Raw genomic sequence first — 16,196 nt, forward strand, 5'->3', positions numbered from 1 at the left:
AATGACAATGTTCGACACCTGCGGGCCCACGCAGACGCCCGACGACATCGACATCGACGCGCTGCGGGAGAAGTACGCCCAGGAGCGGGCGAAAAGGCTTCGTCCCGAGGGCTCCAAGCAGTATGTCGAGTTGTCCGACGACTTCGCCGGCTACTACGAGGTCGACCCCTACACCCCCGTCGCGCCGCGTGACCCGATCGTCGAGGACATCGACGTCGCGGTGCTCGGCGGCGGGTTCGGGGGTCTGCTGTCGGCGGCGCACCTGAAGAAGGCCGGTGTCGAAGACGTCCGCATCATCGAGCTGGGCGGCGACTTCGGCGGCGTTTGGTACTGGAACCGCTATCCGGGCATCCAATGCGACAACGAGTCATACTGCTACATACCGCTTCTGGAGGAGCTCGACTACATCCCGAGCAAGAAGTTCGCCGACGGGCCCGAGATCTACGAGCACTGCAGGCGGATCGGCAAGCACTTCGGGCTCTACGACTCGGCGATCTTCTCCACCCAGGTCCGCGACATGCGATGGGACGAGGACATCAAACGCTGGCGACTGGCCACCAACCGCGGAGACGACATCCGCGCGCGGTTCGTGGTGCTGGCATCCGGGCCGTTCCACCGGCCCAAGCTTCCGGGGATCCCGGGCATGAAGGACTTCACGGGGCACAGTTTCCACTCGTCGCGATGGGACTACGACTACACCGGCGGGGACTACACCGGCGGCATGGACAAGCTCGCCGACAAGCGCGTCGCGATCATCGGCACCGGCGCGACCAGCATTCAGGTCGTGCCGTTCCTGGCCCGAGACGCACAGCACCTCTACGTGTTCCAGCGCACGCCGTCGACGGTCGACGCACGAAACAACGCGCCCACCGATCCCGAATGGGTCAAGACGCTGGGGCCCGGTTGGCAGAAGGAGCGCCAGCGGAACTTCCATGCGTGGACGTTCGAGGGCATGGCGTTGGGGCAGCCGGATCTGGTGTGCGACTTCTGGACCGAGCTCGGCCGCAACACCGCGGCGCGGGTGCTGTCGCTCGAGGACCCGGCCTCGTTGACGCCCGAGCAGTTCATGGCGATCCGCGAGGAAGAGGACTACAAGATCATGGAGCGGCTGCGCCGCCGGATCGCCGAACTCGTGGAGGACCAGGACACCGCGGAAGCGCTCAAGCCGTACTACCGGTTCCTCTGCAAGCGCCCGCTGTCCAACGACGACTACCTGCCCACCTTCAATCGGCCGAACGTCACGCTGGTCGACGTCTCCGGATCAAAAGGCGTGGAACGGATCACCGAAAAGGGCCTGGTCGCCAACGGTCAGGAGTATGAGGTCGACTGCATCATCTACGCCAGCGGGTTCGAGATCACCACGGAGATCAGCCGGCGCTACTCGATCGACGCGATCGAAGGCCGTGACGGTCTGTCTCTCTACGAATACTGGCACGACGGCTACAAGACCCTGCACGGCATGACGAGCCGCGGCTTCCCCAACCAGTTCTTCACCGGCTTCACCCAGGTCGGCATCTCGGCCAACATCGCGGCCAACTACGAACTGCAGGGCGAGCACATCGCCTACATCGTCGCCGAGGCATTGAAGCGGGGCGCGACGGTCGTCGAGCCGACGTCCGAGGCCCAGGAGGACTGGTGCAAGACCATCCGTGAAACCGCCGTTGACAACTCGGCTTTCGACGCGTCCTGCACGCCGGGCTACTACAACAACGAAGGCGGCGGAGGTGGCGAGGGCATCCGCTCACACCTCGGTGAGCCCTACGGGCCGGGCTTCTACGCGTTCGGCGACCTGCTGAAGGAGTGGCGCGATAAGGGCGACCTCGACGGGCTGGAGCTGCGGTCGTGATCCCGACACCGCGACCGCACGGTTGTTCGCGCCTCGCCCCGCGGTTCGCGTACGGAAGCGTGCTCTCGGCGGATGGGTGAGTCGCGCTTCGACGGCCGGGTAGCGGTCGTCACCGGCGGCGGCAGGGGACTGGGCCGCTCATACGCCATGCTCCTCGCGGAGCGCGGCGCCAAGGTCGTCGTGAACGACCCGGGCGGCGGCCTCGCCGGCGACGACTACGACCCCGTACATCCGCCGTCCGAAACAGCCGGCCCGGCCGAGGAAGTCGTGCGAGAGATCATCGCCGCCGGCGGGCAAGCCGTAGCGAACACCGACTCCGTAGCCAGCCCGGCCGGAGGCAAGGCGATCGTCGACTCCGCCCTCGAGCACTACGGGCGCATCGATATCCTCATCCACAACGCGGGGATCGTGCGTCGCGCGCCGTTGTCCGAGATGACGTACGAGGACTTCGAAGCGGTGCTCGACGTTCACCTACGCGGTGCGTTCCACGTTGTGCGCCCGGCGTTTCCGTCGATGTGCGATGCCGGCTACGGCCGCATCGTGCTGACGTCGTCGATCGGCGGCCTGTACGGCAACCACGAGGTCGCCAACTACGCGGTCGCGAAGGCCGGCGTCGTCGGGCTGTCCAACGTCGCGGCGATGGAAGGCGCTGCGCACGGGGTGACGAGCAACGTGATCGTGCCCGCCGCGGTGACCCGGATGGCCGAGGGTATCGACACGTCCGCCTACCCCCCGATGGGCGCCGAACTGGTCGCCCCCGCGGTGGGATGGTTGGCGCACGAATCCTGTTCGGTCACGGGTGAAGTGCTGATCGCGTTGGCCGGCCGGATCGCGAGTGCCGTGATCGCGGAGACGCCGGGGGTCTACCAGCCGTCGTGGTCGATCGAGGAGGTCGGCGCGCACATCGCAGAGATCCGAGACATCTCCGAACCCGTCGTGTTTCCGGTGGTCCCCGACGGGCACGGCGACCACATCAGGTACAGCTTCGCAATGGCGCAGAAAGGTGGTGTCCATGCCTAGCGGCCCGCTGGCCGGCGTGCGCGTCGTCGACCTCACCGCGATGGTGATGGGGCCGTACTGCACACAGATCATGGCGGACATGGGTGCCGACGTGATCAAAGTCGAGCCACCCCAAGGCGATAACACCCGATTCATCTCCGTCGGTCCCGAATCCGGGATGAGCGGGGTGTTCGTCAACGTCAACCGCGGTAAGCGCAGCGTCGTGCTCGACCTGCAGACCGAGCGCGGGAAAGCCGTGATGCGGGCACTCATCGAACGGGCCGACGTGTTCATCCATTCCATGCGGGCCAAGGCGATCGCCAAGCTGGGCTTCGGCTACGGCGACGTCGCCGCCATCAATCCGGCGATCGTCTACACCAACTGCTACGGCTACGGCCGTCGCGGACCCGACCGGGACCGGCCCGCCTACGACGACACCATCCAGGCCGAGGCTGGATTGCCGGCTGTACAACAACAATTGACCGGTGAGGCCGACTTCGTCGGCACGATCATGGCTGACAAGGTGGCCGGGCTGACCGCCCTCTACGCGACGACGATGGCGCTGTTTCATCGGGAGCGCACCGGGGAGGGGCAGGAGGTCGAAGTCGCCATGTTCGAGACGATGGCCTCCTTCATGCTGGTCGAGCATGCCAACGGCGCCATGTTCGACCCCCCTCTGGGCCCTGCCGTGTATCCGCGGACGGTAGCGCCGAACCGCAGGCCGTACCGCACCAGCGACGGGTACATCGCCGCACTGATCTACAACGACAAGCACTGGAACGCATTCATCGACGCGGTGAGTCCGGCGTGGAACAACGAGTCGTACGCCACCCTCGAACAACGGGCGCACAACATCGACGCCGTGTACGGCCTGCTGGCCCAGACGATGACGGAGCGAACCACCGCCGAATGGCTGGAGCTGTTCCGGGAACTCGAAATTCCCGCCGCGGCTCTCAACACTCCCGATGCCCTGTTCGAGAACGAACACCTCAATGCGGTCGGACTTTTCGAGACGGTCGAGACCGCCAACGGACCCGTTCGCTTTCCCGGAGTGCCGACGTGGTTCTCTCGCACCCCGGGCAAGGTGGCTGGCCCAGCGCCGACGCTGGGCGCCGACACCGACAGCGTTCTACAGGAACTCGGTCTCGCCGAACTCGGCCTCATCGACTCCGCCGAGCCCGCGGTTTCTGCCGGAAACGGGGCCGAACTCGTCAAGAACCGCGGCGTCGGCGCTTCGGGGCTGGGGTGAGCATGAATTTCGAGATGGGGCAGGAGGCCGCGGAACTGCGCAGTGACCTGCGCGCTCTGGTCAAAGAGCATGTGCCGCAGGATTATCTCGGCGCCTTCACCGACGACCCCAACGACCTCGAGATCGCCCAACGGTTCTGCCGCACGCTTGCCGAACGCGAATTGCTCTGCCTGGCTTGGCCCAAGGAGTTCGGCGGTGGCGGGGCTTCGGTATGGGAGCAGACGGTGGTCCGCGAGGAGATGTGGGCACACCACGAACCGCGCGGCGCGCAGTACATGGGCGTCAACTGGGTCGGTCCGATCATCATGCGGCACGGCACCGAAGAGCAGCAGCGCAAACACCTTCCGCCGATCGCGCGTGGTGAAGTGATCTGGTGCCAGGGATTCTCCGAACCCGAAGCCGGATCCGACCTCGCCTCACTGCGTACCGCCGCCCGGCGCGATGGTGACGGATGGCTGGTCAGCGGGCAGAAGATCTGGACGTCCTACGCCACCATGGCGCAATGGTGCTTCCTGCTTGCGCGGACCTCTCGGGGCGAGAAGAAACAGCAGGGTTTGACGATCTTCCTTGTGCCCATGGATGATCCGGCGATCCAAGTGCGGCCGATCCGGTGCATGATGGGTCCGCACCACCTCAACGAGGTGTTCTTCGACGACTTGCGCGTCACCGAGGCCGATGTGCTCGGGACGGTGGACCAGGGCTGGACGGTGGTACAGGACGTGATGGCCTTCGAGCGCGTCGGCATCGCCCGCTATGCGCGCTGCGAACGGCTGCTCGCGGCGGCGCCGGCGGTTCTCGGCGACCGGTGGGATGAACTGCCCGCCGAACTGCGCGGGCGATGGATCCGGATGTTGACGCACTGCCGGCGGGCCCGTCTGATGGCCTACCGGGTGGTGTCGCTGCAGAGCAGCGGCCGCATTCAACCGGGCGACGCCGCGGCCTACCGGATCGCGGTCACCAAACTCGACCAGGACAGCGCGGAAGTGCTGATGGACATAGCGGCAGAAGTGCCGCGCGAGGATGATGCGGCCGAGGTGTCGCACGACCATCCGAAGGCCTCGTGGTTCCTCGGCGAAGTCGAGGACCATTGGAAGTACTCACAGGCTTCGACGGTGTCGTCGGGCAGCATCGAGATGCAGCGGATCCTGCTGTCGCGTGCGTTGTTGGCGGCCACGAAGTGAGCGAGATGATCCTGGACCTGTCCGACGACGCCAAAGAGTATGGCCGCGAAGCGCTTCGGGCGTTCGAGGCCGCCGGTGGCGATCAGCTGGTCCAGCAGGCCGAGGCCAAACCCGAAGCGCGCGAGTCGTTGGTCGGTCCTAGCCTCGCGGGGATCGGCGCCTGGGAACTCGATGCGCGCAACGACGCCGACGGCCTGGAAGCAGCGGCCGCGCTCTGCCGCAGCGCCGGATATTGGGCGCTGCCCTATCCGGTCGCCGAACGACTGGCCGCCCCTACCGACCTCGACATCGACGGCCTGATCGTAGTGTCGGGTACCCGACCCGCCGGCGCAGTGGCCGGGCTCAAGAACCGTTGGACGACAGTCACACTCGATGGTATGCGCGGCACGGTCACCGACGTCGGACCCGCCGGGCCGGGCTTCGTCTCAGAGCTGCAGACGGCCGCCGTCGATGAGCAGGGCGCCGCCGATGTCGCACTCGGGTTGGTGCTGCCCTGCTGGACGCTGCTCGGCATGCTCGACCGGGCGATCGAGCTGACGGTTGCCCACGTCAGGCTGCGCAAGCAGTTCGGCCAGACGCTCTCGTCGTTTCAGGGCGTGCAGTTCCAGCTGACCGACGCCGAGGTCGAACGCAACGGACTCGACATCCTGGCCAAGTATGCGCTGTGGAGCATCGCCACCGCACGTCCCGAGGCGCTCACCGACGCTCTGGCGCTGCGGATGTCGGCGCTCGAGGCCGCCGAAGTCGTCTTCCGCGTGTGCCATCAGCTGCACGGCGCGGTCGGATTCTGCGACGAGACCACTCTGTCGTGGCTGTCGCGCTACAGCCAACCGCTGCGGCGGCTGCCGCTCGGGTTGTCCGCGACACGCGACGCGCTGACCCGCGCGGCGGGAGGCGCAGGACTGACGGGGTTGTACGCATGAAGATCGCGGTGATCGGCACCGGGTTCGGCAAGCACGCTGCGGCACCCGCATACGCCGGGCTCGGCTTCGATGTCGAGGTCGTCAGCCCGCGCGACGGGGCCGCAGTCGAGGCGGCGCTGGCCTCAGACGTCGACCTGGTCTCGGTGCACTCACCTCCGTTTCTGCACCTCGAGCACGTCACCGCCGCGATCGAACACGGGCATGCGGTGTTGTGCGACAAACCGTTCGGGCGAAACGCCGACGAGGCGGCGCTGATGCGCGACAGGGCCCGCGAAGCGGGCGTGCTGCACTTCCTCAACTTCGAGTTCCGATTCAACGAATCGTGGACACGGCTCAAGGAACTGGCCGCCGACGGGACGATCGGCACACCCAAACATCTTCAGTGGACGTTCTTCGGGAGCGGACTGCGCGGCCGCAAGTTCGGCTGGATCAACGACCGCGACCTCGGCGGCGGATGGGTCGGCGCCTACGGCTCCCATCTGATCGACTTCACCCGTTGGCTCTTCGACAGCGAGATCACCGACTGCGGCGGAGTCACCCGCATCGACGGATCGCCCGAGTCGGCCACTGCAGAAGACGCGTATGCGGCGTGGTTCGCGATGGCGAACGGCTGCACGGCCACTCACGACACCGGCTTCGCCGCGGCAGTGCCGACGGCTCCGTCGGTCACGCTGCTCGGCAGCGACGGCACCGTCGAGCTCGCAGGCGACACGACGCTCGTGGTGCGCCGCGCACGTGTCGACCCCGAGACCGTCGAGTTCGCTGCACCGCCGCGGCGCTCACCACCGCCCGCGCTGTCGGCGTTCTTCGGCCACGTCGCCGACGCCTTGCGCACCGGCACACAGATCGCCCCGTCCTTCGACGACGGTCTGGCCGTCGCGCGCGCCATGGACCTCCTGCGCACCAAGGCGGTTCGTCTATGAGCGCGGCCCTCGATCGTTTTCGGCAACACGTGCGGCAGTGGTGCGTCGAGCACATCCCACCGGACTGGCGAGAAACCCAAACGGGCACAAGTGACGAGCAGTTCGTGGCATTCCAGAAGGCGTGGTTCGCCGAACTGCACAGCGCGGGCTTCGCCGTCCCTCACTGGCCCGCCGAATGGGGCGGCGGCATGTCAGTGGCCGAGCAGGTGGTGCTGTACCAGGAGTTGGCCGCACACGATGCGCCGCGACTGGTCCTCGCCTTCGTCGGAATTCACCACGCCGCCTCCACGCTGTTGGTCGCCGGGACCGACCAGCAGCGGCAACGGCACCTACCGGCGATCCTCGACGGCGAGATCTGGGTGCAGGGCTTCTCCGAACCGGAGGCGGGTTCCGACCTCGCGAGCTTGCGCACCACCGCGCGCAAGGAGGGCGACTACTTCGTCGTCAGTGGCCAGAAACTCTGGGCGAGCGGCGGCAAGCACGCGGACTGGTGTCTGCTGCTGGCCCGCACCGACCCCGATGCACCCAAGCGCAAGGGCATTTCGTACTTCCTGCTGGACATGACGACGCCAGGCGTCGAGGTCCGACCCATCCGCAACGCGATCGGCGACTCGCACTTCTGCGAGATCTTCCTCAACGACGTTCGTATCCCCGCCGTCAACCTGATCGGCGCGGAGCACGACGGTTGGCGGGTTGCCCAGGCGACCCTCGGCGCCGAGCGCGGGATGACGATGCTCGAACTCGCCGAGCGGCTGGGCAACGCGGGGTTCCGCTGGCTGGCCGAGGGTGCTCCGGTCGATGACCCCGTCGTCGCCGACCGGCTCGCGCAGTTCGAAACCGAACTCACCGGCCTACGGGGATTGTGCCGAAAGCTCGTCGAGGACAACGAGAAAGGGTCGGCGAGCCCCGCCGACGCCTCGATCGTCAAGCTGTTCTACAGCGAGCTCCTGCAGCGCATGACCGACTTCGGCGCGGAGATCGGCGGGTTGCCCGCCCACACCGAATTGGCCAAGCCGATGTCGAGCGGCTGGGAGTCCGGCGCCTGGGTTCTCGACTTCATCGGGTCGTGGGAGTGGACGATCCCCGGCGGGGCGAGCGAGATCCAGCGCACCATCATCGGCGAGCGCGGACTGGGGCTGCCGCGAGAACCGATGCCCGAGCGGGACCTCGTGTCACCGCGAGAATCGGGTGGGGCCCGATGACTGACTTCACCGAATTCCATGACGAGTTGCGCTCCGTGGCGGGCGATCTGCTCGCGAAGGACCGCACCGTTGAGTGGGCGACGCTGGTGGACGCGGGCTGGGCCGGGCTCGAGGTGCCCGAGGAGTTCGGCGGGGCCGGCGCGTCGTTCGCCGAAGTAGCGGTGATCTGCGAGGAGATCGGCCGTGCCGCGAGCGCGACCAGCTTCCTCGGCAGCGCCGTGCTCGCCGTCGGTGCCCTGAACGCGGTGCAGCCGAGCGCTTCTCGCGACAAACTGCTGACCGGGATCGCCGACGGCACGGCCCGGGTGGCCGTCGCGATGGAACCATACGACTTCGTACTCGACGCCGAGGGCGCCGACCGCATCCTGATTGTCACGGACCGCGGCGTCGCGGTAACGGAGCGACAGGCCACGCCGCGGCCGGTGGTCGACGAGACGCGCAGGCTCGCCGCCGTTGAACTGGACGCCGCGGCCACCGAAACCCTGCCGTTCGTCGGCGACGACGGCCCGCAGCGACTGCGCGACCGGGCGTCCGCGGCCATCGCCTGTGACAGCCTCGGCCTCAGCGAGGCCATGCTCGCTGCGAGCGTCGGGTATGTGAAGGTTCGACACCAGTTCGGCAGGGCCATCGGCTCATTTCAGGCCGTCAAGCACGCATGCGCCGACATGCTGGTCGCAGTCTCGGTGTCCCGCCAACTCGTCAGCGCCGCGGTACGGGCCGTCGCGGAGGACTCGCCGGACTCCGCGGTCGCCGTCGCCATGGCCAAGTCGTACGCGTGCTCGGCCGCCGTCGACATCGCCGGCAAGGCCATGCAACTGCACGGTGGCATCGGATACACGTGGGAGAGCGGCATCCACGTCTACCTGAAACGCGCCACCCTCAACCGATCACTGTTCGGCGCCCCGTCCGAACACCGAAAACGACTAGCACAACGCTATCTATAGAGAAGGCAAGGAGTTTCCCCGTGGGCGTACCCGTATACAAGCGCATTCTCGACCTCTTCGAGGCCGAGGGCGTCAACACACTGTTCGGCATCCCAGACCCCAACTTCGTGCACATGTTCACCGAGGCCGACGCCCGCGGCTGGTCGGTCGTCGCGCCGCACCACGAGCTGAGTGCAGGGTTCATGGCCGAGGCGGCGTCACGGATGACCGGTAAGCCGGGGCTGTGCATCGGAACGCTCGGACCCGGCATGGCCAACATCGCGGGGGCGATCCAGTGCGCGCTCGTCGAGAACTCGCCCGTCATCTTCCTCGGCGGACAGCGCGCCCGCATCACCGAACGCAGGGTCCGGCGCGGTCGCATCCAGTTCGTCCAGCAGGAGGGGCTTTTCGCGCCGTCGGTCAAGTACAGCAGCTCGATCGAATACGCCGACCAGACCGACGAAATCATCCGCGAAGCCATCCGCCAGTCCATGTCGGGCACGCCGGGTCCCAGCTACATCGAATATCCGTCGCACGTCATTCTCGAAGAACTCGACGTGCCGGACCCGTTGCCGCCACACCGGTATCGGCTCGTCAACCAGTCCGCGGGCGATCGTGAGGTCGCCGAGGCGGTCGCGCTGATCAAGGCGGCGAAGAACCCGATTCTGTTGGTGGGCCACGGCGTTCACACCTCGCGCACCCAGGAACAGGTCAGGGAGCTCGCCGAACTGATGGCGTGCCCGGTGATCCAGACGTCGGGCGGGACTTCGTTCATCCCGGGTCTGCAGGACCGCACCTTCCCGTACCTGTTCTCACCGGCCGCCAACGAAGCCGTCGAGACGTCCGATCTGTGCCTGGCGCTGGGCACCGAACTCGGCGAACCCATGCACTACGGCCGCACTCAGCACTGGGCGGACAACGACGCTAACCGCAAATGGATTCTAGTGGAACAGGATCCGACCGCCATCGGTGTCAACCGGCCGATCGACGTGCCGCTGGTCGGCGATCTGCGCGGGGTGGTGCCACAATTGGTCGAGGCCCTGCGCGACGCCCCGCGCACCCCGTCGGCCGAACTCGACGCCCTGATCAAGGCCGACGCCGCCGAGATTGCGCGCGTTGCCGAAGAGGCCCCCAGCGGCCGAGCGCCGATCCACCCGGCCCGCTACGTCGTCGAGGCCACCAAGGCGTTCGACGAATGCACCGAGGACGGCATCCTCGTGCGCGACGGCGGCGCCACTGTGATCTTCCAGTGGACGTACTCGCAGACCAAACCGCGAGACGTGATCTGGAACCAAAACTTCGGTCATCTCGGCACCGGCCTGCCGTATGCCGTCGGCGCCTCGGTCGCCGAGGGCCGCAACCGCCCGGTCATGCTGCTCACCAGCGATTCGGCGTTCCTGTTCCACATCGCCGAACTCGAGACCGCGGCCCGCGAGAACGTGCCGCTGGTCTGCGTCGTCGGCGTGGATCACCAGTGGGGCCTGGAGGTCGGCGTCTACAAGCGCACCTTCGAACAGCCGTCGCCGCAACCCGGTGTGCACTGGAGCAAGGACGTCCGGCTCGACAAGGTCGCCGAGGGCTTCGGATGCCACGGCGAGTATGTCGAGAAGGACGACGAGATCGGCCCGGCGATCAAGCGGGCGTTCGCCAGCGGCAAGACCGCCGTCGTGCACGTCTGCATCGACCCGAAGGCCAACTCCGAGGAGATGCCGAAATACGACCGATTCCGCACCTGGTATGCGGAAGGCACCCAGTAGGGCCGCGATCTAGGGAAGAGTAGGGGCATGCGCGAATATCTCAAGTTCTACATCGACGGCCAGTGGGTCGACCCGATCCGGCCCAACACCCTCGAGGTCGACAATCCGACCACCGAACAGGTCTCCGGCAAGATCGCGATCGGTTCCTCGGCCGACGTCGACGTGGCGGTGCAGGCCGCCCGCCGGGCCTTCGACACCTGGTCGCAGTCCAGCCGCGACGAGCGTCTCGACCTGCTGCAGGCGATCATGGGCGAGTACCAGAAGCGCGCGGGCGACCTCGCCGACGCGGTCAATGAGGAGATGGGCGCGCCGGCGTCGCTGGCCTCCGGACCCCAGGTCAACCTCGGGCTCGGGCACCTCGCCACGGCTATCGAGGTGTTGAAGAACTTCGAGTTCGAGGAGCAGCACGGGGCCACGTTGGTGGTCAAGGAGCCGATTGGGGTGTGTGGGCTGATCACGCCGTGGAACTGGCCGATCAACCAGATCGCCTGCAAGGTGTTCCCCGCGTTGGCCACGGGTTGCACGATGGTGCTCAAACCGTCGGAGGTCGCACCGTACTCGGGTCAGATCTTCACCGAGATCCTCGATGCGGCAGGCGTTCCCGCCGGGGTGTACAACCTGGTGTTCGGCGACGGACCCGGTGTCGGCGCGGCGTTGTCGTCCCATCCCGACATCGACATGGTGTCGTTCACCGGGTCGACGCGCGCCGGTGTCGACGTCGCGAAGAACGCCGCGCTGACGGTCAAGCGGGTCACCCAGGAACTCGGCGGCAAGAGCCCGAACATCGTGCTCGACGACGACGACTTCGCCAAGAGCGTCACCGCTGGCGTCTCGGTGATGATGATGAACAGCGGCCAGAGCTGCAACGCGCCGTCGCGCATGCTGGTACCGAACTCACGTATGGACGAAGCGATCACGATCGCCCGCGAGGTGGCGGGCGCGGTCAAGGTCGGCGACCCTGGCGACAAGACCGCGATCGGCCCGGTCGCGTCCAAGGCGCAGTTCGACAAGATCCAGGGCCTGATCCAGAAGGGCATCGACGAGGGCGCGACCGTCGCCATCGGCGGCACCGGACGACCCGACGGGTTGAGCAAGGGCTACTACGTCAAGCCGACGGTGTTCGCCAACGTCACCAACGACATGACGATCGCCCGCGAAGAGATCTTCGGCCCGGTGCTGTGCATCCTCGGCTACGACGACCTCGACCAGGCACTCGAGATCGCCAATGACACGGAATACGGTCTCGCCGGCTATGTTTCGGGAGCCGACCTGGAGAAAGCGCGCGCGGTCGCGCGCAGGATCCGGGCCGGTTCGGTGGCCATCAACCACGGCTTCGACATGGCCGCACCGTTCGGCGGGTACAAGCGCAGCGGCAACGGTCGCGAATGGGGACACTTCGCGTTCGACGAGTTCCTGGAGATCAAGGCCGCGCTGGGCTACGCGCCGGAGGCCGCCGCCGGGTGACCGTCACGGCTTGAGCAGCGGCCGCAGGTCGTCCAGGCGGTCGAACAGGTGCCAGATGTAGGACGATGACCCGTTCTCCCGGTGGGCGTGGAGGTCGGCGAGTTCGGGGTCGTTGCAGTAGCCGTCGAACGCGTCGCGGGAGTCCCACTCAACGAGGATCAGTACTTTGCGGGGCTCGATGTCGCCGAGGACGGCCTCGCTGAATTGCCCGAGGGCGACGACGCGACCGCCGTGCTTGGCGACCTCCGCGGGGGAGCGCCGCGAATAGGCGAGATACTCGTCGCGGTCGGCGACGTCGAAGAGGTTCAGCGCATATATCGTCACCTAGGTGACGGTACGCGGCGAGAAGTACGAATACGGCATCGATTTCGCGAGCATCGCAGCGGTCGACATCCACACCCACGTCGAGATCGACGGTCATGGCCACAGGGCCTACGTCGACGAGCTCGTCGAGGCGACCTCGAAGTATTTCAAGATGCCGCCCGGCGCGACAGCCGGCGTCGACGCGATCGCCGATCTGTATAGGCGGCACAACACCGCTGCCGTGGTGTTCACCATCGACGCGCGGACCGCGATGCGGCACACCCCGAACTCGATCGAGGACCTCGTCGCGGGCGCCGCGCGCAACAACGACGTGCTGATCCCGTTCGGCAGCGTCGACCCGTGGCACGAGCGTCGTGCCGTGCACCGGGTCCACGAACTCGTCCGCGACTACGGGGTCAAGGGCTTCAAGTTCCATCCGAGCATGCAGGCGTTCGAACCCAACGATCGTCGCTTCTACCCCATCTACGAGGCGATCACCGAGGCCGGCCTGCCCGCGTTGTTCCACACAGGTCAGACCGGGATGGGGTCGGGGCTGCCCGGCGGGCACCGCATCAAGCTGCGCTACTCCGATCCGATGCTGCTCGACGACGTCGCCGCCGACTTCCCGGACCTGACGATCGTGATGGCTCACCCCGCGGTGCCGTGGGTCGACTCGCAGATCGCGATCGCCACCCACAAGGCCAACGTGTACATCGACCTGTCCGGCTGGAGCCCGAAGTACTTCCCGCCGCAGCTGGTCCGTGCGATGAGCAGGCAGCTGCGAACGAAGGTCCTGTTCGGGACGGACTTCCCGTACATCCAGATCGACCGATGGCGCAGCGACTTCGAGACCCTCGACGTCGACCCGGCGGTGCAATCGTTGATCTACAAGGACAACGCGCTGCGCGTCCTCGGCGTCACCTCTTGACCGCGAGCAGACGCAAAACAGTCCCTTTTCGCGGGCGATTTTGGGCAGTTTGACGTCTGCTCGCCAACGACAGCGATGAGTTTTCGAGCCGACGGCGGTCTGCACCGGTGACTGACCACTCGCCGCGAAGGAGACCGCCGTGCCCGTCCGCAATTCCGCCCCTGTGGGCGCCCCGATCTGGATCGACCTGGCGTCCTCGGACGTCGAACGATCGCAAGCCTTCTACGCAGAGGTGTTCGGCTGGACGTTCGAGTCGGCGGGCCCCGAGTTCGGCGGCTACGTCACCGCGTCCAAGGACGGCAGGCCGATCGCCGGCGTGATGCCAAACGATCCGCAGTGGAACAGCCCCGACGGCTGGACCACGTACTTCCACACCACCGACGCCAAAGCCACGCTCGATGCCGCGATCGCCGCGGGAGCGTCCACCTGCGGAGCACCCGTCATGGAGATCCAGGACAAGGGTTGGATGGGAATGCTGTCCGACCCCAGCGGGGCGTTCGTCGGGCTGTGGCAGACAGGCGGGCACCGCGGATTCGAGATCGTCAACGAGCACGGCGCGCCGGTGTACTTCCAGTGGACCGGCCGCGACTACGCCGTGACCCAACGGTTCTATCGCGAGCTGTTCGGGTGGCAGTTCGACACGGTATCCGACACCGACGAATTCCGGTACAGCACAGTGAGCTTCGACGGCGAGGCGCTACTGGGCCTGATGGACGGCAGCGCGTTCCTGCCCGCGGAACAGCCGTCGAACTGGAATTTCTTCCTCGGCGCCGATGAGGTCGACAAGACCGTGCAACTGGTACTCGACAACGGTGGCAGCGTTATCCGCGACGCCGAGGACACACCCTACGGGCGTTTGGCCGCGGTGGCTGATTGCACCGGCGCGGCCTTCAACCTGAGCTCGTTGCAGTGAGCGAGCGTCAGGCGGTCATCAAGTAGTCGGTCCTGCCGACGAACACGATGCTCGCCGGGTTCGGCGTGGTGGCCGCTTCGACGACCGCGTCGGCGAACGTCATGTGGCTCATGTCGCCGGACACCACCGTGAGCTGAACGCCGGCTTGGCGGAACTCCGAACGCCTTGTCAGCAGGGCGGTCTCGCCGGCCCGCATGCTCGCCGCGACGGCGGTATAGCCCTTGGGCACCGCTTTGTCGGGGAAGAAGTGGGCCTGGTGGCTGGTGACGAACACGATCCGACCGCCGACCGGCATCAATGGCAGCGCCGCCAGCGCGAGGCGCCGTTGGGCGTCGCGGTTCAGACGCATCGCGCACTGGGGATCCGCCCCGGTGTCGAGCGCATCCGAGGAGTTGAGGATCAAGGTGTCCAACCGGCCGAAGCGCGATGCGATGCCGTCGATCACCTCCGCGGATTCGACCTCGTCGGAGACGTCGCGCGTCACGACGACGTGAGTGTCCACGCTGCCGAGCTGGCGCGCGACCCGTGCGCCGAGGCCCCTCGAGCCGCCGGTGACCAGAACGATGCGTTCGGGATCGTGATCCATGTCGGGCTCCTTCCGTCGCTGAGCGCCCGCGTGGACTCACCGTACACCTCTTTCTAAGAAAAATAAGGCAGAAATAAGGTCACAATAAGGTCGCCGTCGAGGGTTCATGATGGTGACGTGGAGTCGACCCGCATAGACAGGTGGTTGTGGTCGGTCCGGCTGGTCAAGACCAGGCCAGATGCCGCGGAGGCATGCCGCGGCGGGCACGTCCGGGTCAACGGTCGACCCGCCAAGCCGGCGACCATGGTGTCGCCCGGCGACGAGGTTCGGGCTCGAATCGGGCAGACGACCCGCGTCGTCGAGGTGCTGCGCGTGATCCAGAAGCGGGTGGGCGCGGCTGACGCGTCGACGTGTTACCTCGACCGGACGCCGAAGCCACCGGTGACCGAGACGGTGCAGTTTGCGGCCCGCGACCGCGGTGCTGGGCGGCCGACCAAGCGGGACCGCCGGATGCTCGACAGGCTGCGCGCGGGCTTGCGATGACGTTCAGCCGGTAGGAGCCGCGAGTTCGAAGTCGGCGAAATCGAAGCCCGGCACCACCACGCAGCTGACGAGGCTCGGCTCGTCGTCGCGGGGGCGGGCGCGCTGCCAGTGGCCCGGCGGAACGACGAACTGGGGCTGCTCACCGGCGAGGATGTCGGTGCCCAGCAGATGCGCTGCGGCACGGTCCTGTTCGGGTCCGACCTCGAGCAGCAGTGGGCTGCCCGTGTGGAACAACCACAGTTCCGCGCTGCGTACGGTGTGCCACGCCGACTGCTGACCCGGCATCAACAGAAAGAGGATCGCGGTGCCCGCACTGCGCGGGCCGGTGTACGCCGGCGGCAGCGCGGACTGCGGCACCGTGAGGTCGCTGCGCCACGTCTCCCTGTACCAGCCGCCCTCCGGATGGGGCGACAGGTCGAGGCGTTGTGCCCAATCCGGAAGATCGGTCATTGAAGTACCTGCCTTTTCGGTGTCGGACACTCAAGACTAGAGACCGTTTCGGCGCGATCCAGCCGA

Annotated in this window: 16 protein-coding genes; 13 read left to right on the forward strand and 3 right to left on the reverse strand. The window is 66.9% G+C overall.

The features are described from left to right. The first annotated feature begins 1 nt into the window (after window position 1). The 10 genes from A5650_RS14205 to A5650_RS14250 all read left to right on the forward strand — a co-directional run bounded on the left by A5650_RS14205 (window position 2) and on the right by A5650_RS14250 (window position 12,467). Window positions 2-1,846: a flavin-containing monooxygenase gene (locus tag A5650_RS14205; protein ID WP_067292310.1), complete on the forward strand. Its 1,845-nt coding sequence runs from the start codon at window positions 2-4 to the stop codon at window positions 1,844-1,846. A 72-nt stretch (window positions 1,847-1,918) separates the two neighbouring features. Then, window positions 1,919-2,866 (forward strand): SDR family NAD(P)-dependent oxidoreductase, encoded by a 948-nt coding sequence (locus tag A5650_RS14210; RefSeq protein WP_067292314.1) that lies wholly within the window; start codon window positions 1,919-1,921, stop codon window positions 2,864-2,866. Between the two features lie 7 nt (window positions 2,867-2,873). Further along, the gene (locus A5650_RS14215) at window positions 2,874-4,094 is read left to right on the forward strand and encodes a CaiB/BaiF CoA transferase family protein (RefSeq protein WP_197501880.1); all 1,221 of its coding nucleotides are present in this window, start codon (window positions 2,874-2,876) and stop codon (window positions 4,092-4,094) included. 2 nt (window positions 4,095-4,096) lie between these two features. Further along, window positions 4,097-5,275 carry an acyl-CoA dehydrogenase family protein gene (locus A5650_RS14220; RefSeq protein WP_067292317.1) on the forward strand — a complete coding sequence of 393 codons (1,179 nt, stop codon included), beginning with the start codon at window positions 4,097-4,099 and terminating at the stop codon, window positions 5,273-5,275. 5 nt (window positions 5,276-5,280) lie between these two features. Beyond that, window positions 5,281-6,198 (forward strand): acyl-CoA dehydrogenase family protein, encoded by a 918-nt coding sequence (locus tag A5650_RS14225; RefSeq protein WP_067292547.1) that lies wholly within the window; start codon window positions 5,281-5,283, stop codon window positions 6,196-6,198. Beyond that, on the forward strand, window positions 6,195-7,121 hold the full coding sequence (locus tag A5650_RS14230; RefSeq protein WP_067292320.1) for a Gfo/Idh/MocA family protein: 927 nt from the start codon (window positions 6,195-6,197) through the stop codon (window positions 7,119-7,121). The genes A5650_RS14225 and A5650_RS14230 overlap by 4 nt, the downstream gene beginning before the upstream one ends. Beyond that, window positions 7,118-8,323, forward strand: coding sequence for an acyl-CoA dehydrogenase family protein (locus tag A5650_RS14235; protein WP_067292322.1), 1,206 nt, complete (start codon window positions 7,118-7,120; stop codon window positions 8,321-8,323). Before A5650_RS14230 ends, A5650_RS14235 begins: the two co-directional genes overlap by 4 nt. Further along, on the forward strand, window positions 8,320-9,267 hold the full coding sequence (locus A5650_RS14240; protein ID WP_067292325.1) for an acyl-CoA dehydrogenase family protein: 948 nt from the start codon (window positions 8,320-8,322) through the stop codon (window positions 9,265-9,267). Before A5650_RS14235 ends, A5650_RS14240 begins: the two co-directional genes overlap by 4 nt. 20 nt (window positions 9,268-9,287) lie before the next feature. Further along, the gene (locus A5650_RS14245) at window positions 9,288-11,003 is read left to right on the forward strand and encodes a thiamine pyrophosphate-binding protein (RefSeq protein ID WP_067292328.1); all 1,716 of its coding nucleotides are present in this window, start codon (window positions 9,288-9,290) and stop codon (window positions 11,001-11,003) included. A 27-nt stretch (window positions 11,004-11,030) separates the two neighbouring features. Then, window positions 11,031-12,467, forward strand: a complete 1,437-nt coding sequence (locus tag A5650_RS14250; RefSeq protein ID WP_067292332.1) for an aldehyde dehydrogenase family protein — start codon at window positions 11,031-11,033, stop codon at window positions 12,465-12,467. Between the two features lie 3 nt (window positions 12,468-12,470). On the opposite strand, the gene A5650_RS14255 is transcribed toward A5650_RS14250, so the two are convergent. Further along, on the reverse strand, window positions 12,471-12,791 hold the full coding sequence (locus tag A5650_RS14255; protein ID WP_067292335.1) for a DUF1330 domain-containing protein: 321 nt from the start codon (window positions 12,789-12,791) through the stop codon (window positions 12,471-12,473). Between the two features lie 4 nt (window positions 12,792-12,795). Here A5650_RS14255 and A5650_RS14260 point away from each other — a divergent pair, with 4 nt between their 5' ends. Next, window positions 12,796-13,698 carry an amidohydrolase family protein gene (locus tag A5650_RS14260; RefSeq protein WP_067292339.1) on the forward strand — a complete coding sequence of 301 codons (903 nt, stop codon included), beginning with the start codon at window positions 12,796-12,798 and terminating at the stop codon, window positions 13,696-13,698. Window positions 13,699-13,837: 139 nt separating this feature from the next. After that, complete coding sequence (locus tag A5650_RS14265; protein WP_067292343.1) at window positions 13,838-14,611, forward strand: VOC family protein; 774 nt, start codon at window positions 13,838-13,840, stop codon at window positions 14,609-14,611. Between the two features lie 7 nt (window positions 14,612-14,618). Here the strand turns inward: A5650_RS14265 and A5650_RS14270 are convergent, their stop codons facing one another. After that, a complete protein-coding gene (locus A5650_RS14270) occupies window positions 14,619-15,197 on the reverse strand; it encodes an SDR family oxidoreductase (protein ID WP_067292346.1) in 579 nt (192 codons plus the stop codon). 117 nt (window positions 15,198-15,314) lie between these two features. Between A5650_RS14270 and A5650_RS14275 the strand changes: the two genes are divergently transcribed. Next, the gene (locus A5650_RS14275; protein ID WP_067292350.1) at window positions 15,315-15,680 is read left to right on the forward strand and encodes an RNA-binding S4 domain-containing protein; all 366 of its coding nucleotides are present in this window, start codon (window positions 15,315-15,317) and stop codon (window positions 15,678-15,680) included. Between the two features lie 3 nt (window positions 15,681-15,683). Here the strand turns inward: A5650_RS14275 and A5650_RS14280 are convergent, their stop codons facing one another. After that, window positions 15,684-16,130: a cupin domain-containing protein gene (locus A5650_RS14280; protein ID WP_067292355.1), complete on the reverse strand. Its 447-nt coding sequence runs from the start codon at window positions 16,128-16,130 to the stop codon at window positions 15,684-15,686. Window positions 16,131-16,196: the final 66 nt, after the last annotated feature.

Source organism: Mycobacterium sp. 1164985.4 (assembly GCF_001668575.1).
Taxonomy (GTDB): domain Bacteria; phylum Actinomycetota; class Actinomycetes; order Mycobacteriales; family Mycobacteriaceae; genus Mycobacterium.

What these genes read in the sequence shown, in the direction of transcription:
- A5650_RS14205 (WP_067292310.1), top strand. Translation starts at nt 2, where the DNA reads ATGACAATGTTCGACACCTGCGGGCCCACGCAGACGCCCGACGACATC.
- A5650_RS14210 (WP_067292314.1), top strand. Translation starts at nt 1,919, where the DNA reads ATGGGTGAGTCGCGCTTCGACGGCCGGGTAGCGGTCGTCACCGGCGGC.
- A5650_RS14220 (WP_067292317.1), top strand. Translation starts at nt 4,097, where the DNA reads ATGAATTTCGAGATGGGGCAGGAGGCCGCGGAACTGCGCAGTGACCTG.
- A5650_RS14225 (WP_067292547.1), top strand. Translation starts at nt 5,281, where the DNA reads ATGATCCTGGACCTGTCCGACGACGCCAAAGAGTATGGCCGCGAAGCG.
- A5650_RS14230 (WP_067292320.1), top strand. Translation starts at nt 6,195, where the DNA reads ATGAAGATCGCGGTGATCGGCACCGGGTTCGGCAAGCACGCTGCGGCA.
- A5650_RS14235 (WP_067292322.1), top strand. Translation starts at nt 7,118, where the DNA reads ATGAGCGCGGCCCTCGATCGTTTTCGGCAACACGTGCGGCAGTGGTGC.
- A5650_RS14240 (WP_067292325.1), top strand. Translation starts at nt 8,320, where the DNA reads ATGACTGACTTCACCGAATTCCATGACGAGTTGCGCTCCGTGGCGGGC.
- A5650_RS14250 (WP_067292332.1), top strand. Translation starts at nt 11,031, where the DNA reads ATGCGCGAATATCTCAAGTTCTACATCGACGGCCAGTGGGTCGACCCG.
- A5650_RS14270 (WP_067292346.1), bottom strand. Translation starts at nt 15,197, where the DNA reads ATGGATCACGATCCCGAACGCATCGTTCTGGTCACCGGCGGCTCGAGG.
- A5650_RS14280 (WP_067292355.1), bottom strand. Translation starts at nt 16,130, where the DNA reads ATGACCGATCTTCCGGATTGGGCACAACGCCTCGACCTGTCGCCCCAT.